This window comes from Paenibacillus sp. FSL H7-0942 (genome assembly GCF_045040715.1).
Lineage (GTDB): Bacteria > Bacillota > Bacilli > Paenibacillales > Paenibacillaceae > Paenibacillus > Paenibacillus amylolyticus.
Map to the genome: position 1 here is coordinate 4,001,579 of NZ_CP150279.1, position 25,086 is coordinate 4,026,664.

The 25,086-nt window shown below is 44.7% G+C and carries 23 protein-coding genes and 1 riboswitch; of the genes, 5 read left to right on the plus strand and 18 right to left on the minus strand.

The features are described 5' to 3' along the window. The first annotated feature begins 356 nt into the window (after positions 1-356). Together MHI48_RS17775 and MHI48_RS17780 are read left to right on the plus strand one after the other, a co-directional pair. Positions 357-1,277 (plus strand): helix-turn-helix transcriptional regulator, encoded by a 921-nt coding sequence (locus MHI48_RS17775; RefSeq protein WP_036613670.1) that lies wholly within the window; start codon positions 357-359, stop codon positions 1,275-1,277. Between the two features lie 49 nt (positions 1,278-1,326). Further along, positions 1,327-2,091 (plus strand): HAD family hydrolase, encoded by a 765-nt coding sequence (locus tag MHI48_RS17780; protein ID WP_036673824.1) that lies wholly within the window; start codon positions 1,327-1,329, stop codon positions 2,089-2,091. A gap of 35 nt (positions 2,092-2,126) precedes the next feature. Here MHI48_RS17780 and MHI48_RS17785 read toward each other — a convergent pair whose 3' ends face one another. The 9 genes from MHI48_RS17785 to pdhA form a co-directional block, all read right to left on the minus strand. Then, the gene (locus MHI48_RS17785) at positions 2,127-4,466 is read right to left on the minus strand and encodes a type IA DNA topoisomerase (RefSeq protein ID WP_076328533.1); all 2,340 of its coding nucleotides are present in this window, start codon (positions 4,464-4,466) and stop codon (positions 2,127-2,129) included. A gap of 125 nt (positions 4,467-4,591) precedes the next feature. Next, positions 4,592-5,083, minus strand: coding sequence for a Fur family transcriptional regulator (locus tag MHI48_RS17790; RefSeq protein ID WP_036613667.1), 492 nt, complete (start codon positions 5,081-5,083; stop codon positions 4,592-4,594). 231 nt (positions 5,084-5,314) lie between these two features. Then, positions 5,315-6,802 (minus strand): glutamate synthase subunit beta, encoded by a 1,488-nt coding sequence (locus MHI48_RS17795; RefSeq protein WP_036673826.1) that lies wholly within the window; start codon positions 6,800-6,802, stop codon positions 5,315-5,317. Positions 6,803-7,418: 616 nt separating this feature from the next. Then, the gene (locus MHI48_RS17800) at positions 7,419-7,907 is read right to left on the minus strand and encodes a dihydrofolate reductase (RefSeq protein ID WP_036613663.1); all 489 of its coding nucleotides are present in this window, start codon (positions 7,905-7,907) and stop codon (positions 7,419-7,421) included. Positions 7,908-7,957: 50 nt separating this feature from the next. Further along, positions 7,958-8,752 carry a thymidylate synthase gene (gene thyA, locus MHI48_RS17805; protein WP_405141310.1) on the minus strand — a complete coding sequence of 265 codons (795 nt, stop codon included), beginning with the start codon at positions 8,750-8,752 and terminating at the stop codon, positions 7,958-7,960. A 505-nt stretch (positions 8,753-9,257) separates the two neighbouring features. Next, positions 9,258-10,673, minus strand: coding sequence for a dihydrolipoyl dehydrogenase (lpdA, locus tag MHI48_RS17810; protein ID WP_036613658.1), 1,416 nt, complete (start codon positions 10,671-10,673; stop codon positions 9,258-9,260). A 3-nt stretch (positions 10,674-10,676) separates the two neighbouring features. Then, a complete protein-coding gene (locus tag MHI48_RS17815) occupies positions 10,677-11,999 on the minus strand; it encodes a dihydrolipoamide acetyltransferase family protein (RefSeq protein WP_340013326.1) in 1,323 nt (440 codons plus the stop codon). A 176-nt stretch (positions 12,000-12,175) separates the two neighbouring features. After that, complete coding sequence (locus MHI48_RS17820; RefSeq protein ID WP_405141313.1) at positions 12,176-13,153, minus strand: alpha-ketoacid dehydrogenase subunit beta; 978 nt, start codon at positions 13,151-13,153, stop codon at positions 12,176-12,178. A gap of 101 nt (positions 13,154-13,254) precedes the next feature. Beyond that, on the minus strand, positions 13,255-14,322 hold the full coding sequence (gene pdhA, locus MHI48_RS17825; protein ID WP_017688072.1) for a pyruvate dehydrogenase (acetyl-transferring) E1 component subunit alpha: 1,068 nt from the start codon (positions 14,320-14,322) through the stop codon (positions 13,255-13,257). 256 nt (positions 14,323-14,578) lie between these two features. Between pdhA and MHI48_RS17830 the strand changes: the two genes are divergently transcribed. After that, positions 14,579-15,313 (plus strand): esterase family protein, encoded by a 735-nt coding sequence (locus tag MHI48_RS17830; protein ID WP_076328530.1) that lies wholly within the window; start codon positions 14,579-14,581, stop codon positions 15,311-15,313. A 165-nt stretch (positions 15,314-15,478) separates the two neighbouring features. On the opposite strand, the gene MHI48_RS17835 is transcribed toward MHI48_RS17830, so the two are convergent. Both MHI48_RS17835 and MHI48_RS17840 read right to left on the minus strand, forming a co-directional pair. Then, positions 15,479-15,949: a low molecular weight protein-tyrosine-phosphatase gene (locus MHI48_RS17835; protein WP_036613648.1), complete on the minus strand. Its 471-nt coding sequence runs from the start codon at positions 15,947-15,949 to the stop codon at positions 15,479-15,481. A gap of 1 nt (position 15,950) precedes the next feature. Further along, complete coding sequence (locus tag MHI48_RS17840) at positions 15,951-16,652, minus strand: trimeric intracellular cation channel family protein (RefSeq protein ID WP_036613646.1); 702 nt, start codon at positions 16,650-16,652, stop codon at positions 15,951-15,953. 182 nt (positions 16,653-16,834) lie between these two features. Between MHI48_RS17840 and MHI48_RS17845 the strand changes: the two genes are divergently transcribed. Together MHI48_RS17845 and MHI48_RS17850 are read left to right on the plus strand one after the other, a co-directional pair. Further along, complete coding sequence (locus MHI48_RS17845; protein ID WP_076328529.1) at positions 16,835-17,476, plus strand: thiamine diphosphokinase; 642 nt, start codon at positions 16,835-16,837, stop codon at positions 17,474-17,476. Between the two features lie 296 nt (positions 17,477-17,772). Continuing rightward, a complete protein-coding gene (locus MHI48_RS17850; RefSeq protein WP_076250238.1) occupies positions 17,773-18,273 on the plus strand; it encodes a C40 family peptidase in 501 nt (166 codons plus the stop codon). Between the two features lie 109 nt (positions 18,274-18,382). On the opposite strand, the gene MHI48_RS17855 is transcribed toward MHI48_RS17850, so the two are convergent. From MHI48_RS17855 to MHI48_RS17885, 7 genes are all read right to left on the minus strand, one after another. Continuing rightward, positions 18,383-19,087 carry a response regulator transcription factor gene (locus MHI48_RS17855; RefSeq protein ID WP_076328528.1) on the minus strand — a complete coding sequence of 235 codons (705 nt, stop codon included), beginning with the start codon at positions 19,085-19,087 and terminating at the stop codon, positions 18,383-18,385. Positions 19,088-19,206: 119 nt separating this feature from the next. Continuing rightward, positions 19,207-20,256, minus strand: coding sequence for a ThiF family adenylyltransferase (locus tag MHI48_RS17860; RefSeq protein ID WP_076328527.1), 1,050 nt, complete (start codon positions 20,254-20,256; stop codon positions 19,207-19,209). Then, positions 20,253-21,020 carry a thiazole synthase gene (locus tag MHI48_RS17865; protein ID WP_076328656.1) on the minus strand — a complete coding sequence of 256 codons (768 nt, stop codon included), beginning with the start codon at positions 21,018-21,020 and terminating at the stop codon, positions 20,253-20,255. The genes MHI48_RS17860 and MHI48_RS17865 overlap by 4 nt, the downstream gene beginning before the upstream one ends. Before the next feature lie 2 nt (positions 21,021-21,022). After that, positions 21,023-21,226: a sulfur carrier protein ThiS gene (gene thiS / locus MHI48_RS17870; RefSeq protein ID WP_036613636.1), complete on the minus strand. Its 204-nt coding sequence runs from the start codon at positions 21,224-21,226 to the stop codon at positions 21,023-21,025. Beyond that, positions 21,223-22,395 carry a glycine oxidase ThiO gene (thiO, locus tag MHI48_RS17875; RefSeq protein WP_076328526.1) on the minus strand — a complete coding sequence of 391 codons (1,173 nt, stop codon included), beginning with the start codon at positions 22,393-22,395 and terminating at the stop codon, positions 21,223-21,225. Before thiO ends, thiS begins: the two co-directional genes overlap by 4 nt. 17 nt (positions 22,396-22,412) lie before the next feature. Continuing rightward, the gene (locus tag MHI48_RS17880) at positions 22,413-23,075 is read right to left on the minus strand and encodes a thiamine phosphate synthase (RefSeq protein WP_076328655.1); all 663 of its coding nucleotides are present in this window, start codon (positions 23,073-23,075) and stop codon (positions 22,413-22,415) included. A 226-nt stretch (positions 23,076-23,301) separates the two neighbouring features. Then, a riboswitch (TPP riboswitch) is annotated at positions 23,302-23,411 on the minus strand. A gap of 75 nt (positions 23,412-23,486) precedes the next feature. Then, positions 23,487-25,037: an ABC-F family ATP-binding cassette domain-containing protein gene (locus MHI48_RS17885; RefSeq protein ID WP_036613631.1), complete on the minus strand. Its 1,551-nt coding sequence runs from the start codon at positions 25,035-25,037 to the stop codon at positions 23,487-23,489. Positions 25,038-25,086 lie beyond the last annotated feature (49 nt).

Below are 25,086 nucleotides of genomic sequence, written 5' to 3' on the forward strand. Positions count from 1 at the left end.
ACAAAGAAAAATCGCCATCGCTGACGACTTTTGTATGTTATACATATGGTTTTAAACTGCTATTCTTGAATCAGGGCTTTGCCCCGGACTTGAACATTATAGTGGACAACGCCCTGCAAAACAAGCCATAATAGAGGTTGTTCAAAAAGTTCACTTTTGATTACGACTCATGCCTAGTGGCATCATCAGCTTCGAAGATGAAATTAGCCGAAATGTCCGTTGCTCACGTAGTTTTCCTACGTTCCGCTACTCCATTTCCATCTTCTTGGTACTGAAAACCAGACTTTTTGAACACGCACTAATCGTACTTAAGTCGCTGCGTACATTTAGATGTGACGGGAGGATTCTGCAACAATATGGCTTATCATGTGAAAATTGATGTTTCACCGATATATGAAATGCTCAACAGCTTTCTGGTTTATGTCACGAAAAAATGGATTCAGCATCTGGATATTGGTCCTGAATGGATTCTGGAAGTGGAAGGCAAACTAAGTTCCAATGTACGAGCTGCGCTCGCACCTGCTGCCACTTGGCCTTTTGATGATTTTGATGTTTTGTTTGCATGGGCAGCCTATCAAAATGATACATCGGAGAATCGTGATTTCCTGGACATGCTTGCCGGAATGACAGCGGAAGACCTGTTTGCACGTGTGTCTCCTCTTCTGCCGGCTCTTACAATAGAAGAATCTACGCGCATTCGGAACAGTTATGTCCCATTATTGCGACTATGGGATGAACACTACTGTCAAAATATGAGCGAAGATCAGCGTGTGTGGCTAGAAGAAGATGCCGAAGAAAAACGCATTTTGCTTGATAAAATGGGCTCTGAACTGCTTATTGAATATGCTACAGCGGGCGTTCTTGTTGAACCGATGCCTGGACTGAACGAAGTCATCCTCTTCCCAACGGTGCACAATCGTCCTATTAATATGTACTGCTTCTATGAGGGTATGATGATCATGCAGTATCCCGTAGATGCACCTGAAGAGAACGAAGACCAGCCACCAACATGTCTTTTACGTTTCACCCATGCGCTGGCTGATCCCGAAAGACTTCGCCTGCTTCGTTACGTATCGGATGAACCCAAATCCCTCGCTGAGATGTGTGAAGAATTGGGTAAAGACGAAGACACGGTCAAAGACCAGGTTATGGCGCTACGCATCGCAGGTCTGCTACGGACCCATCTGCTCGGAAGTAACCGTAAAGAGAAATACAGTATTCGGCCGGATGGCGTATCTGAATTGAATATGTTCCTGGAATCCTATATTCGCATTTAATTTAGTTGAACCATTGTGGATTTACTGGCTACAAGGAGTGAGTTAGATCATGAAAATAATGAAACAACATATTTTGTTTGACCTTGATGATACACTCGTATATTGCAACAAATACTTCAACCTGATTTTGGGAGAATTCTTTGAGAATATGCAAGAGTGGTTTGATGGACATTCTCTGACAACACAAGAGATTCGGGAAAAACAGCTGGAGATCGATGTAACCGGAGTGAACAAGCTTGGTTTTGCGAGTCATCATTTCCCGCAATCCCTGATTGATACCTATCGTTATTTCTCCGGCAAGTTCACCAGATTAACCTCTCCCAGAGAAGAATCTTATCTGAGCAAGTTGGGTATGAGTGTGTACGATCAGGAGGTTGAACCCTACCCTCATATGGTTGAAACGCTTGAGAACCTCAAGGGTGCTGGACACTCCCTCTACTTATATACCGGCGGCGAAACCGTGATTCAGCAGCGCAAGATTGATCAGATGAAACTCTCGGCTTATTTTGATGATCGGATCTATATCCGACAACACAAAAACGTCGAGGCACTGGAAGGCATTCTGTCTAATGGTCCGTTTGATCGTCGTGCAACATGGATGATTGGCAACTCACTACGCACAGATATTATGCCTGCGGTAAAAGCCGGAATTCACAGCATTTATATCAAACAACCGAATGAATGGCAATACAATATCGTAGAACTTCAGCCTAATCCGGAAACGTCGATGTATACCATCACTGCACTGGAAGAGGTACCAAAAGTCATACACGAAAATATACAACAGCAGCAACAGAAAAGGACCCTTGGATAAGGGTCCTTTTGCTGTATGTTAACTGTTAACTAAGATCAAGCATCCTGTTTCTCACCAGATAATTTGCCTGTTACTACGTCCTGCAAAATAATACGCGCTTTCACCGTACTCCCGTCTTTTCGTTTGAACGATAGTACTTGTGTACTGCCCTTCTCAATCAGCGATTTTAACATCGTACTGGTGATTTTCTTGCCTGCATACTCTTTCCAGACCACAAATGAACAGCCTTCCTTGAAACGTGAGCATCCATAACCCTTCTTGCCCTCTATAATCTGACCCGAGCAGCCGGGAGAAGGGCAAGGTGCCAGTAACTCTCTCACTCCAGATGGGCTCGCACTTGAGGACGGCGCCTTGGTGGTCGTGCTTTTCCCAGTGCCAGCTCTGGACGAAGATACCGTAGTCTGACGGGACGTTTTTACAGTTGAACCGCCACTAGCCGTCTTGGCTGATGTCCTTGTATTGCCTGCCTGGGTTCTGGCTCCCTTGCCTTTCCCCCTGCCTGCCCGTGAATCTTCTCCAAAAGCATCTGCTGGTGCTGGGGCTTGTACACGCACTTTCTCAATGATGGACAAGGTGAATTTCTTGACGTTCTCCATGAACTTGTCCTGACCCGCCTCACCTTTGGAAATCTGATATAACCTTCTTTCCCATTGCCCGGTCATCTCAGGTGAAGTTAACAGATCTACACCCGCGCGACGAATCAACTCAATAGCTGTTCTGCCTTTGAGCGTTAACTGCATTTTCTTCCCTTGCAGCGTAATGTAACCTACGTTTTTGAGGCGTTCAATTGTAGCCGCACGTGTTGCCGGAGTACCCAGACCACTATCTTTCATCGCATCTCGCAGCTCTTCATTCTCGATCTGCTTGCCTGCACTCTCCATCGCTTTCAGCAATGTTCCCTCGGTATAACTTTTGGGAGGCTGGGTCGCCTTCTCCTTAAACTCACTCTTCGTACATTGAACAGGCAATTCAGGTTGTACAGCAAAAGCCTTGTCCGTCCACTCTTCAGCTTCCTCTTCCTCATTGCCGTTTTTCTTACTCTTCTTCTTGCCTGCACCGCCCTGTTCCTGATCTCCAGAACCGAGAACCACTTTCCATCCGAGGGACAACAGCTCTTTGACAGATGTCTTAAACTGATGTTTCTCCACTTCGGTGAGCACGGTATGTTGCTTATACTCTGCCGGAGGATAAAAATGAGACAAGAAACGTCTGACAATCAAATCATAGATGTTCTGCTCATCCTTGGATAAGGTACCTGGTCGCTTCAAAGTAGGTAGGATCGCATGGTGATCCTCAACCCTGCTCGGATTACATACCCCTTTATTATTCTTATGAACAAGCTCCGGCTTGGCCCCCTGCGCAAGCTCACTATAGGTACCATTTTTAAGCAGGTTTAGTGTTTTGTGCATACCTTCAATATTCTGTTCTGTAACATAGTTGGAGTTTGTCCGCGGATACGAAATCACCTTGTGTTTTTCATACAAGGCCTGTGCGATATCCAGTGTTTTTTTGGCACCATATCCAAACTTGGCATTGGCTTCACGCTGTAAAAGGGTCAGGTCATACAAACGATACGGATACTCCTTCGTCTGCTTCGCTTCGTATTTGGTAATCTGCCCTGTCTTGCCCTTCACACTGGCTGCAATGGCCTCTGCTGCCTCCGCATCGGTCAACTTATCTCCCTGACGCAGTCCCCGGTACTCAACACCTTCCTGCCGAAACCAGGCGGCTACTTCATAAAAGGTCTGTGACTGGAACGCTTCAATCTCGATTTCACGATCGTAGATTAACGCGAGTACCGGCGTCTGCACACGGCCTACAGACAACAATGCATTATGGCGGGTTGTAAACGCCCGTGAGGCATTCATCCCGATCAGCCAATCGGCTTCACTTCTGGCGCGAGCAGCATGGGTCAGATTTTCAAATTCAGAGGCATCCTTCAGACCATCAAAACCACGTCTAATGCTCTCTGCCGTCAAATCCGATATCCATAAACGCTTTACAGGCTGACGCAGCTTCAATTGCTGTTGTATGAGGGCGAAAATGTACTGACCTTCTCTCCCTGCATCGCAAGCATTAACGATCGCTGAAGCCCGTTTTGCCAGTTCTCCAATCATTTTAAGCTGATCTTTAGTCCTCGGATTGGGTACAATCTTGAACTGATCGGGTATGATCGGGAGGTCCGCTATATTCCAGCGTTTGTACTTTGTATCATAGGCATCCGGTTCAGCCAGTCCAAGCAAATGCCCTATCGCCCAAGTGATGATGTAATGTTCACCCTCCAGATACGTGCGATTGTTCTTGGCCTTTGGTTCTATGACGGCGGCAATGGTTCGACCCATGTCGGGTTTTTCCGCTATAACCAGTGTCTTCATCCGTCCATCTCTCCTCCTTCACCGTCCGCATGACGGCAAAAAGGGGCATTCCGCCGACGGAAGCCCCTTGCTTCTGAAACTCATTATATCAGATTTTGGATTCGGGAGCACCTTCCCGAAATGAATTATCCTGCTGCCTGTTCCTTTAATACATGCTTTTGTCTGCACTCTTTGCATACTCCTTGGAAATCCAGACGATGATCCGTAACAGCAAAGCCATACTGACGCTCGATTTGTTGTTCCAAACGAAGCAGACCATCTTCCATAATCTCTTCCACTTTACCACATTCTGTACAGATCAAATGATGGTGGTGATGGGAACCGTCTGTACTTCGCAGATCAAAGCGCGCAGCGCCGTCACCAAAGTTAATCTTTTCAACGACCTGAAGGTCACTCAGCAGTTCGAGAGTGCGGTATACGGTAGCCAATCCAATCTCAGGGAACTGCTCCTTAACCAGCAGAAATACTTCCTCTGCGCTAAAATGATCCTTTTCATGTTCAAGCAATACACGTACAGTAACTTCCCGTTGTTGTGTTAACTTATATCCTTTTTCAACCAATTGATTTTTAATGTGAAAGATCTGTTCTGAAATGGACTTGTCCCGGTTACTTGCCATAGCAGGTCGCACCTCCGATTTATATTCATTGAAATTTACTTTTATCGTACGGATTCATGGTTTCAGTTAATCCTTATTTATAATAATTATAATATAATAATAAATCTTTATCACTTAAAAAGCAATGATATTGCTCACACTTACATGAAATATGTAGTCAAATTGGTTAAAATAACAGCAAACAACCCTCGCTGATCGCGAAGGTTGTCATTGATAACTTATTCTATACTTTTACACCAGAACCGAAGCACCCATCAAGTATTTGTCCACTTCACGAGCAGCCTCACGGCCTTCATTAATTGCCCATACAACCAAGCTTTGACCACGACGCATGTCACCTGCTGCAAATACTTTATCTACATTGGTGTTGTATTTGCCGTAACGTGCCTTAACGTTTGTGCGACGATCTGTTGCAAGTCCCAGTTGCTCTACCAACGTTTGTTCTGGTCCATCAAAACCAATGGCAATCATGGCCATCTGAGCCGGGAATACACGCTCTGTACCTGGAATCGGCTGATAAATCTTGCGACCAGTCTCATCCACAATACGCTCGATCTGTACTGTATGCAATTCTTTGAGGTTCCCCTCATCGTCTCCAACAAATTTTGTTGTCATGATGGAGAACTCACGCGGATCTTGACCAAACAACGCTTTGGCTTCCTCTTGCGCATAATCAAGTGTGTATACGTTCGGGAATTGCGGCCAAGGGTTGTTAATGCGATCACGCTCCATAGGCGCTTGTGTATGCGTACCGAATTGAGTGATCGTACGACAACCATGGCGCAGCGATGTAGCCACACAGTCAGATCCTGTATCACCGCCACCAATGACGATAATATCTTTATCTTTAGCGGACAGATATTGACCATCTTCCAAGTTGGAGTCCAGATAACTCTTAATGCTGCCATTCAGGAAATCCATTGCGTAATGAACGCCTTTCAAGTCGCTGCCTTCAATATTGAATTCACGCGGCTTCGTTGCACCACCGCACAATACAACAGCGTCATATTCATCCACCAGTTGTTGTGCTGCAATATCTTTACCAATCTCGGTGTTCGTAATGAATTGAATGCCTTCTGCTTCGAGCAGATCAACACGACGTTGAACTACGTTTTTATCCAATTTCATCGTTGGGATACCGTACATCAGCAATCCGCCGACACGGTCCGAACGCTCATATACGGTTACCGAGTGTCCTGCTTTATTCAACTGAGCCGCAGTAGCTAATCCCGCTGGACCTGAGCCTACCACAGCTACACGTTTACCCGTACGTTTTTCAGGAGGTTGGGGAACGACCCATCCTTCTTCGAAACCTTTTTCAATAATTGCTTCTTCAATCGTTTTGATGGTTACAGGCTGACCGATTAAGCCAACTGTACATGATCCTTCACAAGGAGCTGGACAGACGCGACCTGTAAACTCTGGGAAATTATTCGTTTTGTGAAGGCGCTCAAGTGCTTCTCTCCACAGTCCGCGATATACAAGATTATTCCATTCTGGAATCAGGTTATGCACGGGGCAACCTGACGTGCCACCAATCATATCTATACCTGTATGGCAATACGGGGTACCACAATCCATGCATCGTGCACCTTGTGTTCTGAGCTCTTCTTCAGCCATGTGTTTATGAAATTCTTCCCAATCCTTAATCCGCTCCGCTGGCTCACGATCTGTTGGCAGTTGACGTTTGTATTCCATAAATCCAGTAGGTGTAGACATCTTACGTTTTCCCCCATCCGTTCTTGTCTTAATCCCTTCATGTGCATGGTTCTATATGAAATGGATTACTCATTACTTGAGTTTTTGTCTATTGTATCACAAAATCTTCTCGAAGATATTTCAATTATAGTAGCATTTACTGTGCTGAATATTAAATGGATTATCCGCATAATTATTTGTATTTTATACATCATATCTTTCAAGTCTACCCATGGTCAATACCCTTATTTTGGTGTTAAATGTGGTTTTGAACTGCGAAATCTGGTGTGTGTTAAAGAAATAAAAGGTCGAAACGTTAAGTGAATGTCAGATAATTTGTCATCAAATTCAACATATTTTGCTATAAATCGTTCTCAATTCCGAGTATCAGACCTGTTTTAGGGATTCACAACGTTAAAACCTCAAAACTTTTACACTTTTTTACTGTTTAATGCTTGGTCGTATGTATAATATACATAAATACCAATTACTCATGTTATATTAATGTTATATGTATACCAGTTTAAACAAGTGACTCATTTTTTTTATAAAGAAAAGACGCTGTTCACGAATATTTCGCAATCAGCGCCTCTCATCATACAAATGCGACCGAAGTCAGGAATTTCTTTTGCCACATTTACCGTTTACGTTCGTAAAATTCAAATGTATACGCATGAACATTTTTTTCATCCTGTTCGCCTTCAATCTGTTCAATCAGTTCCCATTCGGACCAATCCACTTCAGGGAAAAACGTATCTCCCTCAAAATTCTCATGAATTTTGGTCACCACAAGACGATCTGCAAGTGGCAGGAACTCACGATACACTTGGGAACCCCCAATTACGCACAGTTCCTCACCTTTGGTTACACTCAGCCCCTCTTCAATCGTATGTACGATTTCAGCCTGTTCCACCTTGTAGTTCAGATCTCTTGTCACTACGATATTACGACGCTGAGGAAGCGGCTTACCACCAAAAGATTCCCACGTATTACGTCCCATGATAATGGTTTTGTTCAGCGTACGTTGTTTGAAAAAGGCCATATCCTTGGGTAAACGCCATGGAATCGAATTATTTAATCCAATCACACCGTTCTCCCCCATTGCCCATACCAATTCAATACTCAAGGGTAATACACTCCTTCAATCCAAGTCTCTTATAGAGGTTGAACATGTAATTAGACTGCAATTGGAGCTTTAATGCCCGGATGATGCTGGTAGTTCTCAAACTCAAAGTCTTCAAACTTATAATCGAAAATAGAGTCCGGTTTACGCTTGATTACCAGCTTAGGTAAAGCATAGGGTTCACGCTCCAGCTGCGTTTTGACCTGGTCCACATGGTTAGAGTAGATGTGAACATCCCCTCCAGACCAGATGAATTCCCCCACCTCAAGATCACATTGCTGCGCAATCATATGAGTCAAGAGCGCATAACTCGCGATGTTAAACGGCAACCCGAGGAACGTATCCACGGAACGCATCGTTAGCATACATGATAATTTACCCTCTGCAACGTAAAACTGAAACGCGAAATGACAAGGCGGAAGTTTCATATGATTGATCTCAGCCACATTCCATGCGCTGACAAGATGACGGCGTGAATCCGGATTATTTTTAATCGAATCAATTACTGCAGCAATCTGGTCAATTTTTTCTCCGTTTGGAGCTTCCCATGTGCGCCACTGCGAGCCATATACCGGTCCCAGATCTCCATTTTCATCCGCCCAGTCGTCCCAGATCTTCACACCGTTTTCTTTCAAATAAGATATATTGGTATCGCCACTCAAAAACCATAACAGTTCATGAATAACCGATTTGAGATGAATTCGTTTGGTTGTTACCAGCGGAAATCCTTTGGAGAGATCATAACGGAGCTGTCTGCCGAATACAGATTGTGTTCCTGTTCCGGTACGGTCTCCTTTATGCACACCGTTGTTCAGAATATCCTGTAATAAATCGAGATAGTTTTTCATGTTGCAATCTCCTCGCACTTTTATTCGTACTAAACTAAAAATTATTTACACTTACCACTCCGATGACAGAACAACCTTCTGATCGCTGTTATTCCCTGATTTTTTTTAATTTCCTTTTCCAAAGGTAAAATCCGGGGATAAAGGCGAAGCGTATGCTTCCGATGCAGCTTTCCTTCAGAAAGCTTTTAGCTCCGCTTCTTCAGGTTCTTTCAGTCCTCTACGTTCTCGTGTAAAAGATTAGTTTAACTTCAATACTAATTACATAGACCATGATTAGCTTGGAGCCACATCATGACTGATCATTACAACAGTGTACCACAATTGAGTTGTTGGAAGAAATCAATTCACTGAAACTTATGAGCGTTTAACTTTTTATCATATCACATACACGAGTATCTTAAATTTCTCGGCTCTTACTCAGAAAAAAGAGACGAATAACGCGTTAGCGTCATTCGTCTCTTCTGATTTACGTATAATGCCGGACGGATCCGAAACTTAGATGATCTTAACGGGAGATGATGTGGATCGGGTGACCCATAACCAATTCCGCAGCTTCCATCACGATTTCGCCCAAAGTTGGGTGAGCGTGAATTGTGAGAGCCAGATCTTCCAATGTAGCACCCATCTCAATTGCCAAACCAAGCTCAGCAATCAGGTTGGAAGCTTCCAGACCTACGATTTGGCAACCCAATACGAGGCCGCTTTCTTCGTCAGCTACGATTTTCACGAAGCCTTCAGCGTGGTTCAAAGATACAGCACGGCCGTTACCCGCATAAGGGAATTTGCCTGCTTTTACTTTGTAACCTTTTTCTTTAGCTTCTTTTTCAGTGTAACCTACGCTGGAACACTCTGGATCTGTGAACACAACAGCTGGCATACATTTGTAGTCAACTACAGATGGTTGTCCTGCGATTGCTTCAGCAGCCACTTTACCTTCATAAGAAGCTTTGTGTGCCAGAGCCAAGCCAGATACGATGTCACCGATAGCGAAGATGTGAGGAATGCTGGTACGACCTTGGTGGTCAACTTTGACAAATCCACGCTCGTCAACGTCAACACCAATCATGTCGAGACCCAGTTCTCCATCTGTGTTTGGACGACGTCCAACTGTTACCAGCAGGTAATCTGCAGTTACTTCTTTGGACTCACCATTTACAGAGTACTTCACAGTTACATCTTTATCCGTTTGCTCAGCACTCTCGGCTTTTGCACCCGTTACGATTTCGATGCCTGTTTTCTTCATGTTTTTAGCAACGAGGCTAGTCATGTCTTTATCGAAACCTGGCAGTACTGTATCCAAACCTTCGATGATTGTTACTTTTGCACCGAATTTGGAGTACATTTGGCCAAGCTCAGCACCAATATATCCACCACCGATAACGATCATGCTTTTTGGTACTTCAGGCAAGTTCAAAGCTTCTGTCGAAGACAGAATGCGTCCGCCAAACGGGAAAGGTTTCAGTTCGATTGGACGGGAACCTGTTGCGATAATAGCATTTTTAAATTTGTAACGTGGAGACTCGTGGTCATTGAATACACGAGCTTCGTTTTCGTTGATGAACATGCACTCACCGTTGAAAACTTCTACTTTGTTGCCTTTGAGCAAACCAGCTACGCCGCCAGTCATTTTCTTAACAACGCCGTTTTTGAACTCTTGAGTTTTGCTGAAGTCCACTTTTACGTTCTCAGCAGAGATACCAAAAGCTTCACCGTGAAGTGCAGACTCATATTGGTGTGCAGCAGAGATCAGGGCTTTGGATGGAATACATCCACGGTTCAAACAAACACCGCCCAGTTCGGATTTGTCTACGATCAATACGCTTTGGCCCAGTTGAGCAGCGCGGATGGCAGCTACATAGCCGCCAGGACCCGCACCAATTACTAATGTGTCGATATTGAGAGAAGCGTCGCCTACTACCATATCTTACACCTCCATAACAAGCAGCTCAGGGTTAGCGAGCAGCTGTTTAATGTAATTCATAAAGTTTTGTGCTGTTGCGCCATCGATGATACGGTGGTCAAAGCTCAGGGAAAGAGCCATTACAGGCGCTGCAACTACTTCGCCGTTTTTGATCACTGCTTTTTCGCTGATGCGTCCTGTTCCGAGAATAGCAACTTCTGGGAAGTTGATGATTGGAGTGAAGAACATACCGCCAGCAGAACCGATGTTACTGATGGAGATTGTGCTTCCTCTCATTTCGTTCGCGCTCAATTTACCGTCGCGGCCACGAGCTGCCAGATCACGGATAGAATCAGCGATCATCCAGATGGATTTACGATCAGCATCTTTGATAACAGGAACGATCAAGCCGTTATCTGTATCTGTAGCAATACCGATGTTGTAGTATTTTTTGTAAACAATTTCGTTAGCTTCTTCATCAATCATAGCGTTCAGAGCCGGGAATTGGCGGGAAGCCGCAACCAGTGCTTTAACGATGAATGGCAGATAAGTAACTTTTGTTCCTTTTTTCTCTGCAATTGGTTTCATACGAGTACGGAAAGCAACCAACTCAGTTACGTCCACTTCGTCCATGATTGTAACGTGAGGTGCTGTGTATGCCGATTTAACCATTGCATTAGAGATCGCTTTACGGATACCTTTGAATGGTACGCGCTCTTCTTCAACGTGTTGATCAGCTGCAACCGCTGCTGGTGCTGCGGATTTCTTCTCTTCTTGTGCCGGAGCTTCGGAAGATGCTGCTGCGGAAGAACCGCCACCATTTTTGAAGGATTCAACATCTTCTTTGGTTACTTTACCGTTGTTGCCAGTGCCGTTAACCTGAGCGATGTCTACACCTTGTTCGCGAGCAAATTTGCGTACGCTTGGTGTTGCCAGAACGTCTTTGGCAGGTACTGCCGGAACGCTGTTGTTGCCGCCTTCTTTAGCTGCATCCGAGCTGGAAGCTGCTGCAGAAGAACCGCTTGTGTCAGCTCCGCCTTGAGCTGCATCTTTCTCTTGCTCGCCTTGATCGCCAGCAGGAGCGTCGTCTTGCTCAGGAAGTTCGCCTTCTGCATCGATGATGGCTACAACTTCGCCAACATGGCAGATTTGACCGTCTTTAGCGAATACTTCTGTAACTGTTCCGTTAACCGGACAAGGTACTTCTACAACCGCTTTGTCGTTCTGTACTTCCATGATGATATCGTCGTCAGTTACTTTGTCACCGACTTTGATGTGCATCTTGATGATTTCGCCTTCGTGTAGGCCTTCGCCCAATTCAGGGAATTTGTATTCAAATTTAGCCAACTGAAAAACCTCCTTGATTATGTGCTCAATCCTGAAAACAACCCTTAACTCCAAGAAACAACTGTTACTGCTAATGCAAATAACTGTTACTCAAGGGGCTAATGGCTGTTTACAGTGCAGCTTGCGCTGCGGTGTGAATCACCATACTGCGCCTTGCGGCATGTCAGATGATTAAATTAGAAATTTACGACTTTGTTAACCGCAGCAACGATACGCGCTGGGTTAGGCAGCCAAGAATCTTCGATTTGTGCAAAAGGATATACAGTATCCGGACCAGCTACACGCAGAACCGGTGCTTCCAAGTGCAGGATTGCTTTTTCATTGATTTGGGCAATGACTTCAGCTGCAACACCTGCGCTCTTTTGAGCTTCCTGTACAACAATTGCACGGTTTGTTTTCTTAACGGAAGCAACGATAGTATCGATGTCGATCGGGCTAACCGTACGAAGGTCGATAACTTCAACTTTGATTCCTTGTTTTTCGAGTTCATCTGCTGCTTTCACAGAAGTGTGAACCATCATACCGTAAGTAATAATCGTTACATCGGAACCTTCACGAACAACGTTCGCTTTGCCCAATTCAACAACGTAATCTTCTTCAGGCACTTCTGCACGGAAAGCATGGTACAAGTTCAAGTGCTCCATGAAGAATACAGGATCGTTATCGCGAATAGAAGCGATCATCAGACCTTTTGCATCGTAAGGGTTAGAAGGAATTACGACTTTGATACCTGGTGTTTGCGTGAGCAGACCTTCCAGGGAATCTGTATGCAATTCTGCCGCTTTTACGCCGCCACCGAATGGTGTACGGAATACGATTGGAGAATTGTATTTTCCACCGGAGCGGAAACGCATACGAGCAGCTTGCACTACCATTTGGTCAAGGGCTTCGAAGATAAAACCAACGAATTGGATCTCAGCAACCGGACGGAAGCCTTGTACACCCAGACCTACAGCCAGACCACCAATAGCGGACTCAGCCAGTGGTGTATCAAATACACGCTCTTCGCCAAACTCTTTTTGCAGACCTTCCGTTACACGGAAAACGCCGCCTACATTACCTACGTCTTCACCGAAAAGCAGAACGTTAGGATCACGTTTCAACTCCACGCGAAGCGCATCACGGATTGCTTCTTTCATGTTCATTTGTGCCATTTGCTTCATTTCCTCCTTAAACATTGACAGTTCACATTTGAATTCGTACATGTATACCGGGACATTAAAGTCGCGGATGTTTATGCTTTATCGGAAAAAACTTATTGGAAATCAGCTTTTTGCTCTTCCAAGTGCTTAGGCGTTTGTTCGAACATGCTGTCGATCAAGCCTGAAATCGTCATTTTCTCGGTTTTTTCCGCTTTTTTGATCTCTTCATTTACTTTAGCTTTTGCTTCTTCTTTCACACGTGCTGTATCTTCTTCAGTCCAAAGACCTTTTTTCTCCAGATATTTAGCGAAACGTGCGATAGGATCTTTAGCAGACCATTCTGCCTCTTCTTCTTTTGTACGATACTTGGAAGCATCATCCGAAAGGGAGTGAGGACGGAAACGGTAAGTTACTGCTTCGATCAATGTTGCGCCTTCTCCGTTACGTCCACGCTCAGCAGCTTCCTGAACAGCTTTGATAACAGCGAAGATGTCCATACCGTCAACTTTAACACCTTTGATACCTGCTGCTACCGCTTTGTGAGCGATGGAAAGAGCTGCAGTTTGTTTAGCAAAAGGAGTAGTGATGGCATAACCATTGTTTTGTACAAAGAAGATAACAGGCAGTTTGTATACACCAGCGTAGTTCAGACCTTCATAGAAGTCACCTTCAGAAGAACCGCCATCACCTGTATACGTGATAACAACTTGTTTTTGTTTCTTCAATTTGTAACCCATAGCGATACCCATTGCATGCAGAATTTGTGCACCAATGATGATTTGTGGCATCAATACATTAACGCCATCTGGAATTTGTCCACCATGTTGGTGTCCACGGGAGTACAAGAATGCTTGATAAAGAGGAAGTCCGTGCCATACGAGTTGCGGAATGTCACGATAGCCAGGACATACAAAGTCTTCTTTTTCAATTGCAAATTCACTACCAACCATTGTCGCTTCTTGACCAGATACTGGAGCATAGAAACCAAGACGACCTTGACGGCCCAGGTTTACTGCACGGTCATCCCAAGTACGGGTAAATACCATGCGGTACATAATTTCTTTTAATTGATCATCGGAAAGTGTAGGCATCATGTCTTTGTTAACAATTTCGCCGTCAGGAGACAGCACGGACAGAGCTTCTACATCCTCTGTATACACTTCATAAGGAACCTTGCTCATTTTTTTCTTCACCTCAACAAAAAATTTGAATATCAAGTTCCGCTGTTATAATATTATTATACACCTGTTTCACTCCATACGTCAAAGAAATCCGTAATTTTTTTATGTTTCCTACCGGATTGTATGTATAACAGGGGATTAATATTGGTATAACAGCATAATACATGATTGCGTGTTTGACCTAACCCCGCACAAGGGTAATCTTACCGTATTGCGCAGTCGAATGCAAAAAATTAACCGAGAAAGGTGACGTTTTATGACGGATTCCCGCTATTTGAAACGCACGATTGTGAAGGAAGAGATTGAAAGTCGCTATCTCGGAGAGAAGCGAACGCTCCGTATTTACCTTCCTCCGGGCTATAACGAATTGCTTAGCTACCCTGTCGTTTATTGTCAGGATGGCGAAGAATTTTTTAATTTCGGACGAATTGCTACAACAGCTAACCAAATTATTCTGGACGAAGGAGCCGAACCTTTCATTATTGTAGGGGTTCAGGTCGATGTGTCTGTGAGAACGCAGGAATATGCCCCATTTGGAGATCGGTTCAAGGCATATACCGCTTGCTTCGCTCAAGAGATTATTCCCTATATAGAAGAGAAATATCCTGTGCGTCCATCTCCGCAGGAACGCATTCTTGCCGGAGACTCGCTCGGTGGCAGTGTTTCGCTTCATCTTGCTCTGTTATATCCGGATCTGTTCACACGTGTGATCAGCATGTCTGGCGCCTTCTACTCTGCTTCACAGGAAATCTATGCCGCAGCTGAAGATCTGTCTTGGCTCTCGATCTGGATGATTGTTGGTTTGCAGGAAACTGATTTTGAGGCAGACACGGGTACGTATGATTTTGTTCAATTAAACCGGGATACTCGAGAATTGCTGGAAAAACGTGGTGCCCTCGTCTCCTACCAGGAGAAAGACGGAAAACACCAATGGGGTTTTTGGCAGAAGGAATTGCCCGAAGCATTACTTTATTTTCTCCAGGAAAGATAAAAGGACCACTTTAACAGGCGGCTGAAATGCCGCTATTGTTTTTCATTTTAATGATACCGCTTACAATTGTAACCTGAAAAAGAAGCAGGATATCCTGCTTGCTTTAAGTGCTCTAATCCTGCTTCTTTGTCGAATTACAAATTAAGCATGAATTTTGTTTGCTTTTTAGGCTAAGGAATGTTCCGCTTCAATCTTACTCAACAGAACATCGCAACCTGCGTTAACCAGCTCGTACACCTCTTCAAAATTGCCTGTGTGATATGGGTCAGGTACTTCTCTGAGTTTTTCCTTAGGAAGCATGTCCATGAACTTGATGATGTCCGCCTCAGCTCCGCCTGGAACGTTGCGCACATTATCTGCATTGGAATTGTCCATACACACAATATAATCAAATTGAGTAAAATCTTCGCTAGCGAACTGTCTTGCTGCCATGTTGGCATAAGAAATCTGGTACGAATCCAGCAATTTTCGCGTCCCTTCATGCGGAGGTTTACCAACATGCCAGTCCCCTGTACCCGCTGAGTCCACACGAATCTGGTGTTCAAGCCCCTTCTCCAGGACTTTGTGACGCAAAACGGCTTCAGCCATTGGTGATCTACATATATTGCCCAGACATACAAACAAAACATTAATCATATTAATCCCCCTTGCTTAACGTACCTTGAAGTACCGACGATGTTGGCTGTGTCACAATGTTCTCCGGCTGAGGACTGACGTTTCCGGTCTCAGATGGTACGAGCGAACGACGTGGCAGTTTCCATTTATAATGTACAGAGCACATCCGGAAGAACACAACGGCCGCGAAACAAAATAATAATCCAGCATTCGTTGTTAACCAACCCATACCTATAACAAATCCGGCTGTCATTGCCCATACAGCATAGATTTCGTCACGCAATACAAGCGGTTTACGTCCAGCAAGCACATCACGAATAACGCCCCCACCAATACCGGTCATCACTGCTGCAACGATAACTGCGCTAATGGGATGTCCCATGTTCGCCGCGTACAGCGCCCCTTGAATTGCAAATGCTGCGAGTCCGATTGCATCAAACAACGCCTCTGTTCGCTTCCAGTGACTAATCCACTTGAGAGGTAATATAAACGCAATTGCTACAGATACTAAGGCTAACATAATAAGTGATCCCTGACTCCATAGTGTCGTTACAGGTATACCTATGAGTACATTCCGGATAATCCCGCCTCCGAATGCCGTGACAAGTCCAAGCACTAGTACACCCAGAATGTCATACTCCTCTTCCATTGCCACGAAGGCACCGGACATTGCAAATGCGATAGTGCCTATAATGCTGAATACTTCAAAAATGTGTAAGTCCAACCTGTTCAAACCTCACTTTTCAAGTCATCTCCATGTCGCTCTACCCATTGTATCCGCGAGCACTGAAATTGTGCAACCACATTTTGTGGATTATACTGGTTTGGTGAATATATTTGTACAGGTTCCAACATTAGATTTGGACTATGAACTATTTTTCTTTGAATTAGGAAGGATGAAATAAAATGACGGCGAAACGGATTATTATTTTTACAGGCGGAAACTTATCTGTAGAATTACTTCAGGAAATACGGGAAGATGATATGATCATCGCGGCCGATCGCGGTGCATTATTTTTAATTGAACACGGCATTCAGCCACACATTGCAGTTGGAGACTTCGACTCCATTAATGAAGAGGAACGTATCATTGTAAGTAACAATAGCATTCGATTCATTACATGTGACCCTGTTCATAAAGATCTTACTGATACAGAAATGGCTTTTGAGACAGCGCTAGATTACGAACCTTCTCACATCTTAATGTTAGGTGCTACAGGTACACGTATGGATCACACACTCGCCAATGTACATATCATGGTTCGCGCGATGCAGCATCATATCTCCTGTGCCATTCAGGACAAGCACAACTACATGACACTGACCACATCTAAAGCCGTGGTTGAGCACCGTGACTATAAATATGTTTCTCTGCTCCCCTTGACTCATGAAGTTACAGGAATAACTCTAGATGGTTTTATGTATCCGCTAGATCAAGCCACCATTCGCATGGGACAATCCTTGGGTGTTAGCAACCAACTCTTAGGCTCCTCCGGTACAGTCACTATTGATAGCGGCTTATTACTGATTATTCAGAGCAAAGATTGAATCTATTCGAATGCTTTATAGTTATTTGTTACGTTTTTGTAACCAGTGATTCAATGAAGAAAATAGGTTCACATATAACAAAGACCCTTGATATTCAAGGGTCTTTGTTGTTTCATCATTATTCTTCATTCGTCAATGATTAATTTTTTGACATTTTTAATCATATTTTAATAAACATACCCAAACCATTGTGGTGCAAGGGATTACACTCCCCTATCCAATTTCTAGGCTGTTACAAAGCTGTTATACTCGCTCTAGCAACTTAACGAAAACGAATTTTGGAGGTACTAACTAACATGAAAACAAACATCTTTGTCCAAAAGGCCGTAACCGTCGGGTTGTGCGCTACACTAGGTTTTGGAGCTGTATTAATGACTAACGCACCTGTTGCACAGGCAGCAACTGCTTCTGTATCCACAGGTCAACAGATTGTTAACTATGGTAAACAATTTACTGGAACTCCATATAAATTTGGTGCTTCAACCTCAACAACCAAAGTTTTTGATTGCTCTTCTTTTATGAAATATATTTTCAAAAAGTATGGTGTAGATTTGCCGCGCACTTCCGTGAACCAATCCAAAGAAGGTAAAGCTGTGTCTAAAGCTAATCTCCGTGTCGGAGATCTGGTATTCTTCTCCAGCGGTAGCCGTTCTACCGGTTCCAATGTCACTCACGTAGGCGTTTATGCGGGAAATGGTAAGATTCTGCATACGTACGGATCTCCAGGCGTAACCCTCTCTGATCTGGACTCTGGTACTTGGAAGAGAACGTATGTTAAAGCTCGTCGTGTACTTTAGATTCACATCATAGCTAATGAGTAAGGACCGGGGGTATTATCCGGTCTTTTATTTTTACCCTCTTTTTGCCACACTTTAAACTGGTGATTCATGGAACTAACCTAGTAATCTAATTTTTATCATGCAACATATAACCGATCCCACGCACAGTATGAATCAGTTTCACACTTCTTCCCTTATCCACCTTAACCCTCAGATGTTTGATATACACATCCACAACGTTGGTATCCATCGCATACTCATATCCCCATACTTCCCGCAAAATATCACTCCGAGTACATGCTTCATTCACATGCAGGGCCAGAAATTCCAGCAATTCGTACTCTTTTGGTGTTAATGTCAGGTATTCACCCGCACGATTTACCCGTCTTGAACGCAAATTCACTTTAAGATCATGAACTACAATTACTTCTTCGCCCTCTGGTGTTGCATTCGCAAAAACACGCAATAAGTTTCGTATTCTGGCAAGCATTACGGTCATGTGGATCGGTTCCTCCATCACGTCATTAGCTCCATAATCCAGCCATTCCACGATGAACTGAGGAGATGCAATTGAAGTAATAACCAGTAGAGGTATAACCTGACCTTTATCTAACCATCGTTTTAATTCTAATTTCTGATCCTTGCCACAATGTTTCGTCCCCTCTTCCCGGTCTACCAGGATGATCAGGTTAATATGCAACAACGAAGGCTCGAAGGATTGGTTTAGTTCAGACCACTCCATTCGTTGCACCTCATACCCTTCGCTACATAAAACATCCTGAATAAGGCTGACCTGCTCTCCTGCTCCAATCAGCAAAATGGCTGTTTTCACTCTTTTTCACCCGGCCTGTCTCTATCCCCACTGCTCGCAGCAATGGTTGGTACAGATAGCATGCCGTAAAATGAAAAAGTCCATTCCCTTAAGGGAACAGACTTTGCTTCTTTCTTGCTTTAACCAAAGTAGCGATGGACGAGCGTACGTGCTTCAGCTGTGTCTTTTGTTCCGTGTACGAGGACACGTCCATCTTGGAAAATAACCATTCTATGGACTCCTGTTGTAAAAGAAACCAGAAACGGATTGGATTCCACTTTTCCTTCTTGAAGTCTATCCAGACGTTCCGCTGTTTGTTGAAGATCCAGATTCATGCGCCGTGCAGGTCGGATCTGAACGGTGTCCCTGCCACACAACACATCTGTTTTCTCCAGATTGGACGCAGAAAGATATGGATACGTTGCCGAAGTACCGCAGGAAGGACAGTCTTGCTTTTTCGCACCATCCACATTGATGGATATGTATTCGTTCCTCCACAGGTCAAATGACAATAACTTACGTCTCAATGCATTTGCATTGCCACTAAGTAACTTCATCGCTTCTGCGGTCTGATTCGCCGTTACCATCTGTACCGCTTGAGGTATGATGCCAGACGTATCACAAGTATCTCCACCCAGAGGGACTTCACCCAGCAAACAATTTAAACATGGCGTATCTCCGGGCATAAACGTATAGGTAATACCATAACTACCTACGCATCCACCATAAATCCAGGGAATACCGTGCTTCTGTGCCATATCATTAATAAGTAGTCGGGTATCAAAGTTATCCGTTGCATCCATGATCAAGTCTGTATGCTGAACGAGTTCTTCCAACTCATCTACTCTGACGTCCAACACTTTCCCTTCCACATGAACCGTGGAATTAATGGCAGATAAACGTTTTTCCGCCGCCATTGCCTTCGGTATCCGCTCCATCGCGTCCTGTTCTACATATAATTGCTGCCGCTGCAGGTTACTCCACTCCACATAATCACGATCCACAATCGTTAAGTGTCCGACTCCTGAACGAACTAACGTTTCTGCAATTCCTGTTCCAAGTGCGCCAGCGCCTACAATTAAAACTCTGCTGCCCTTTAATCTAGCCTGGCCTTCCTTACCAAGTGGCGCGTACCGTTCCTGTCTGGAATAACGATCGGCCTGCTCGGAAGATGTTAATTGATCTGTCATGTATGAACCATTCCTTCCACCGGACTACTGGCTACTGCATAACGCTTTACGGGAATCATGCCTGCCTCATATGCCAATCTACCCGCTTCTACCCCCAATCGCATCGCTTTAGCCATGCTCACTGGATCCCCTGATCCGGATACGGCTGTATTTAACAATACGCCATCGGCCCCAAGTTCCATCGCATAAGCAGCATCTTTTGGGGAGCGTAATCCTGCATCAACAATTACAGGTACAACGGCCTGCTCAATGATGATCTCAAGGTTATAGGGATTGATGATACCTCTACCAGCTCCGATGGGAGAAGCGCCAGGCATTACAGCATGTACGCCAAGTAATTGTAGCCTTTTGGCCAGAATGACATCATCCGAAATATAAGGCAATACCGTGAAGCCCTTTTCCAGCAAAATTTCGCAAGCCTTGTACGTTTCAATCGGATCTGGGAGTAACGTCATTCCATCTCCGATGACTTCGACTTTTATCATATCACAAAGTCCTGAAGCCCGCGCAAGCTCGGCAATCCGCACCGCCTCTTCCGCAGTGGAAGCCCCCGCCGTATTCGGAAGAAGTGTGTATTTGTTCAAATCCAACGTATCCAGGAAATGCTTCTGATTACGTTCCTCCAGATTCAGACGACGAACAGCAAAGGTTAAAACTTCCGTTTCAGATGCTTCCACAGCCTGACTTTGCACTTCCAGATCGGAAAACTTGCCTGTTCCGAGCAACAATCTGGACTCAAACGTATATTTACCAATGTTCAACATCATCAACCGCCTCCTACAAAATGTACAATCTCAATTCGATCGCCTTCTCTTAATGCCGTCGTTTCATGGTACTCGCGGGTTAAAATATGCTTATTCAGCTCTACAACTACAGTCTTGACTTGCAGATCAAAAGATTGAAGCAGTTTATCCACACGATTCAATCTGTCTTCAATCTCCATCCGTTGACCATTAACGATGATATTCACTGCACCACTCCCTTTCTGTTCAATCGCTCAGGGCTCAGCGCCTCAATTCCGAGCTCTTCTGAGCTTTTACCCGCGAGCAATTCAGCGATTAGTCTGCCTGTTATCGCACTGAGCAAAATACCGTTACGGTAATGTCCAAAGGCGGCAAACAGCCCTGGAACACTTTCGCAAGCACCTATATAAGGCAGTCCATCGGGAGTTGCCGGTCTTACGCCTGCCCACGCTCGTATAAATTGTGCTTCCTTCATCCCAGGCACCCAGTGGGTAGCCGCTGTTAGCAGCTTCTGAACACCCTGTACAGAAACGTTCAAATCCGTTCTACCTGGCAGACTGGTTGCCCCAAGCCAAACTTCGCCATTGGCTTTGGGAACAATATAGATATCCTCTGCATACACCGTTCTGTCAGGTCTGTACCCAGCATGTTCATCTGAGAACTGAACGGCGGCTATTTCACCTTTTACCGACCACACAGGCAAGCTCAGATTCACATGTCTCATCAACTCTTCACTCTGTAATCCAGCCGCTATAATGACATGTTTGCATTTCATCTCACCGATCGATGTGGTGATTCCCTGCACGCCGTGTTCGTTTGCTTGCACACGTATATCCTGTATGTCCTCCATAACCCGTGCTCCCAATGCTTGAGCGGATTCAGCATATGCCTTCGTTAGATGGACTGGAAGAATCTCACTCTCGTAAGGTCTGTAGTAGGCTCCATACGTATCTCTGTTAAGCCATGATGCCTCATGTTGTACAACGGAACGGTCCCACCACACCTCATCAGCAGAAGCAGACAACGCAGACTTCCGATTGTCCTTATAACTACTTAATTCACTGTATGAACGAAAAGGAGTTAGGAATCCCTGGCGTTGCAGTCCAGTCTCTACCTCACTGAGTGTAGCCATTAGCACCTGTTGCTCGATAAGTAACTGCCTGCTCTGTCTGGCAAGCTTAGCCATCAAAGGATGAGCAAAATCCTCACTGTCTGCTGCCAGCATCCCAGCCGCTGCGCAAGAAGTCCCTCCTGCAATCGCCGAACGCTCCAGTAACAGCACATCCTGTCCACAGGAAGCAAGCTCATACGCAATGGCACATCCAACAACGCCTCCGCCTACAATAATCGTTTCTGCATAAATCTTATCCGGTCTATCAGTAATGATCTTTTTCATCCTCTCATCTCCTTGATTCAGCGGCTCAAACTTTCTGTAGCAACGATAGCCTGCCTTAATGATTCAGCCGCCCGATCCGGGGAATCGCTCGCCCATACATTCGAGATCACAGCGACTCCCTGTGCGCCTGCAGAGCGAATAGCGTGAATGTTTCCCGGTTCGATGCCTCCAATCGCCATGACAGGAATGGAGACACCAGAGCACACTTCAGCCAGAGCATATAATCCTCTTGGTTCAAGATCAGGCTTACTGTTGGTTGAGTAGACATTCCCGAAGAAAAGGTAATCGGCTCCCCGTTCTTCAGCGATTTTTGCCTCATCGATTGAATGAACAGATACGCCCAAACGAAGTCGCTGCACATTGCTTATTACAGCAGGGTTATAGTTACGTATCGCATCTTGCCCCCAATGTACACCGCCATAGATGTCATTCTGTGGTGGCAGTTCTGAACCATTGATAACGATGCGACAAGATGGAACGCCAACGCTACGCAGACTTTCAGCCCAACCGATCTTGTCTTGCCACGAGAGTTGTTTCTCTCGTATATGGATGTAGTCCACCCATGGCCAAACGTCCTTTGCAGCTTTTACAAAAGATGCTTGATTCCCTACACCCGTAGATACAACATGCAATTCAAATGATTCGTGAACATGTTCATGAGAACTTACCGTACTGTTCATCCCCTTCCATGTGTGAATGCTATGAAAACACAAAAAAGCCACTCCCGTAGGGGAGTGGCTGCGTATTAATTATAGGACCAGATGACTGACTGATACATACAGTTCATTTCGTGCAATAAAGCTATAGACCTTATAGCCATAACGTTATACACGCAACTGCATGTTTCAATTCGTTAAGCAGACGGTTGAAATCCTTCCGAATTGCCGTTTGCTCACGTCATTCACTTAAACGCGCTCGCCACTTCCCTACGCTGGTATGATCCAGATCAGGTGCAAAGGGTCCGGAATCGCATTCTTCCATCTCAGCCACATCGTGCGGCCCCCCTAGTGTTCATATGAAGTTGTAGCCTATATTACCATAGACGGATTTTTTTGTCACCGTTCATTTCTATTAAGCGTTGCTTGAATTGTCTAGTTTTTCTCAGACCATTCTTCAACATTCCATGTTTTGGTAACCCAACCCTCGTAGAAATCAGGTTCATGAGATACCAGCAACACCGTTCCCTTGAATTCTTGCAAGGCACGCTGTAACTCAGCTTTAGCTGTGACATCCAAATGGTTCGTCGGCTCATCGAATAGAATCCAGTTGCTTTCACGCATCAAGAGTTTGCATAGACGAACCTTGGCTTGCTCTCCACCACTCAGCATGTTAAGCGGACGGGTAATGTGCTCATTTTTCAACCCGCAGCGAGCGAGATGACCCCGGACCTCATTCTGGGTCAAATGTGAAAACTCATTCCAGACATCCTCAATCGGCGTGATATTTCCAGCACGAACTTCCTGCTCAAAATAGGCCGTTTCGAGATAATCTCCCAAAAAGGTCTTTCCACTGAGTGGAGATATTTTGCCCAAGATGGTTTTCAGCAGCGTCGATTTACCCACACCATTACAACCTACGATGGCAATTTTCTCACCACGTTCAATTGTCATTGTCATCTTAGGCAGCAAAGGATACGTATATCCAATTTCAAAATCAATGCCCTCAAAGACCGTTTTGCTACTCGCACGGGCATCCTTGAATTTGAACGTTGGTTTGGCCGCTTCATCTGGACGATCAATACGTTCAATTCTGTCCAGCTGTTTCTCCCGGCTCTTCGCTCGACCTGAAGTTGAAGCACGTGCCTTGTTACGCTGAATGAAATCTTCCTGCTTCTTGATGTACTCTTGCTGCTTCTCGTACGCATCAATATGCTGGGCTTTATTCATATCAGCCATCTCAAGGAACTTGTTATAGTTCGCTGCATATCTCGTTAATTTGGCAAATTCCAAATGATAAATGACATTTACTACTTCATTCATGAATTCCGTGTCATGGGAGATTAAGAGGAACGCATGAGGGTAGTCCTTCAGGTAACGTGACAACCATTCAATGTGCTCTACATCCAGATAGTTGGTCGGCTCATCCAGCAAAAGGGCTGTAGGTTTCTCAAGCAGAAGCTTGGCAAGAAGCACCTTGGTACGTTGCCCACCACTTAGAGCTGCGACATCCCGATCAAGACCAATTGCGGACAAACCAAGACCATTGGCCATCTCTTCCACTTTTACGTCAATCAGATAAAAATCGCCCTGTTCCAGTTGTTCCTGAATATCGCCCATCTCTTCCAGCAACTGCTCCAGCTTATCTGGATCTGCATCTGCCATCTGGTCCGTTATATTCATCATTTCTTTTTCTAATTCAAGCAACGGAAGGAATGCATCTTTAAGAACGTCACGAATGGTTTTGCCTGGGGTAAGCTTCGTGTGCTGATCCAGATATCCATAACGGACCTTAGGTGTCCATTCCACTTTTCCACTATCTTTAAGCAATTTACCGGTAAGGATGTTCATTAATGTGGATTTACCCACACCATTGGCACCAACAAGTCCTACACGCTCTCCGGCAAGTAAACGAAACGATACATTTTTAAATAACGTGCGATCTCCAAAATTGTGACTTACGTTCTCTACTGACAATAAACTCATAAGATGAGGTTGCTCCTATCTATTAGACATTACTTTTATTATTGTTCCG

Bases quoted from the DNA above. Each gene is read 5' to 3' on its own strand.
- MHI48_RS17775 (WP_036613670.1), top strand. From the start codon at position 357: ATGGCTTATCATGTGAAAATTGATGTTTCACCGATATATGAAATGCTC.
- MHI48_RS17780 (WP_036673824.1), top strand. From the start codon at position 1,327: ATGAAAATAATGAAACAACATATTTTGTTTGACCTTGATGATACACTC.
- MHI48_RS17785 (WP_076328533.1), bottom strand. From the start codon at position 4,466: ATGAAGACACTGGTTATAGCGGAAAAACCCGACATGGGTCGAACCATT.
- MHI48_RS17790 (WP_036613667.1), bottom strand. From the start codon at position 5,083: ATGGCAAGTAACCGGGACAAGTCCATTTCAGAACAGATCTTTCACATT.
- MHI48_RS17795 (WP_036673826.1), bottom strand. From the start codon at position 6,802: ATGTCTACACCTACTGGATTTATGGAATACAAACGTCAACTGCCAACA.
- thyA (WP_405141310.1), bottom strand. From the start codon at position 8,752: ATGAAAAACTATCTCGATTTATTACAGGATATTCTGAACAACGGTGTG.
- lpdA (WP_036613658.1), bottom strand. From the start codon at position 10,673: ATGGTAGTAGGCGACGCTTCTCTCAATATCGACACATTAGTAATTGGT.
- MHI48_RS17820 (WP_405141313.1), bottom strand. From the start codon at position 13,153: ATGGCACAAATGAACATGAAAGAAGCAATCCGTGATGCGCTTCGCGTG.
- pdhA (WP_017688072.1), bottom strand. From the start codon at position 14,322: ATGAGCAAGGTTCCTTATGAAGTGTATACAGAGGATGTAGAAGCTCTG.
- MHI48_RS17830 (WP_076328530.1), top strand. From the start codon at position 14,579: ATGACGGATTCCCGCTATTTGAAACGCACGATTGTGAAGGAAGAGATT.
- MHI48_RS17835 (WP_036613648.1), bottom strand. From the start codon at position 15,949: ATGATTAATGTTTTGTTTGTATGTCTGGGCAATATATGTAGATCACCA.
- MHI48_RS17845 (WP_076328529.1), top strand. From the start codon at position 16,835: ATGACGGCGAAACGGATTATTATTTTTACAGGCGGAAACTTATCTGTA.
- MHI48_RS17850 (WP_076250238.1), top strand. From the start codon at position 17,773: ATGAAAACAAACATCTTTGTCCAAAAGGCCGTAACCGTCGGGTTGTGC.
- MHI48_RS17860 (WP_076328527.1), bottom strand. From the start codon at position 20,256: ATGACAGATCAATTAACATCTTCCGAGCAGGCCGATCGTTATTCCAGA.
- MHI48_RS17865 (WP_076328656.1), bottom strand. From the start codon at position 21,020: ATGTTGAACATTGGTAAATATACGTTTGAGTCCAGATTGTTGCTCGGA.
- thiO (WP_076328526.1), bottom strand. From the start codon at position 22,395: ATGAAAAAGATCATTACTGATAGACCGGATAAGATTTATGCAGAAACG.
- MHI48_RS17880 (WP_076328655.1), bottom strand. From the start codon at position 23,075: ATGAACAGTACGGTAAGTTCTCATGAACATGTTCACGAATCATTTGAA.
- MHI48_RS17885 (WP_036613631.1), bottom strand. From the start codon at position 25,037: ATGAGTTTATTGTCAGTAGAGAACGTAAGTCACAATTTTGGAGATCGC.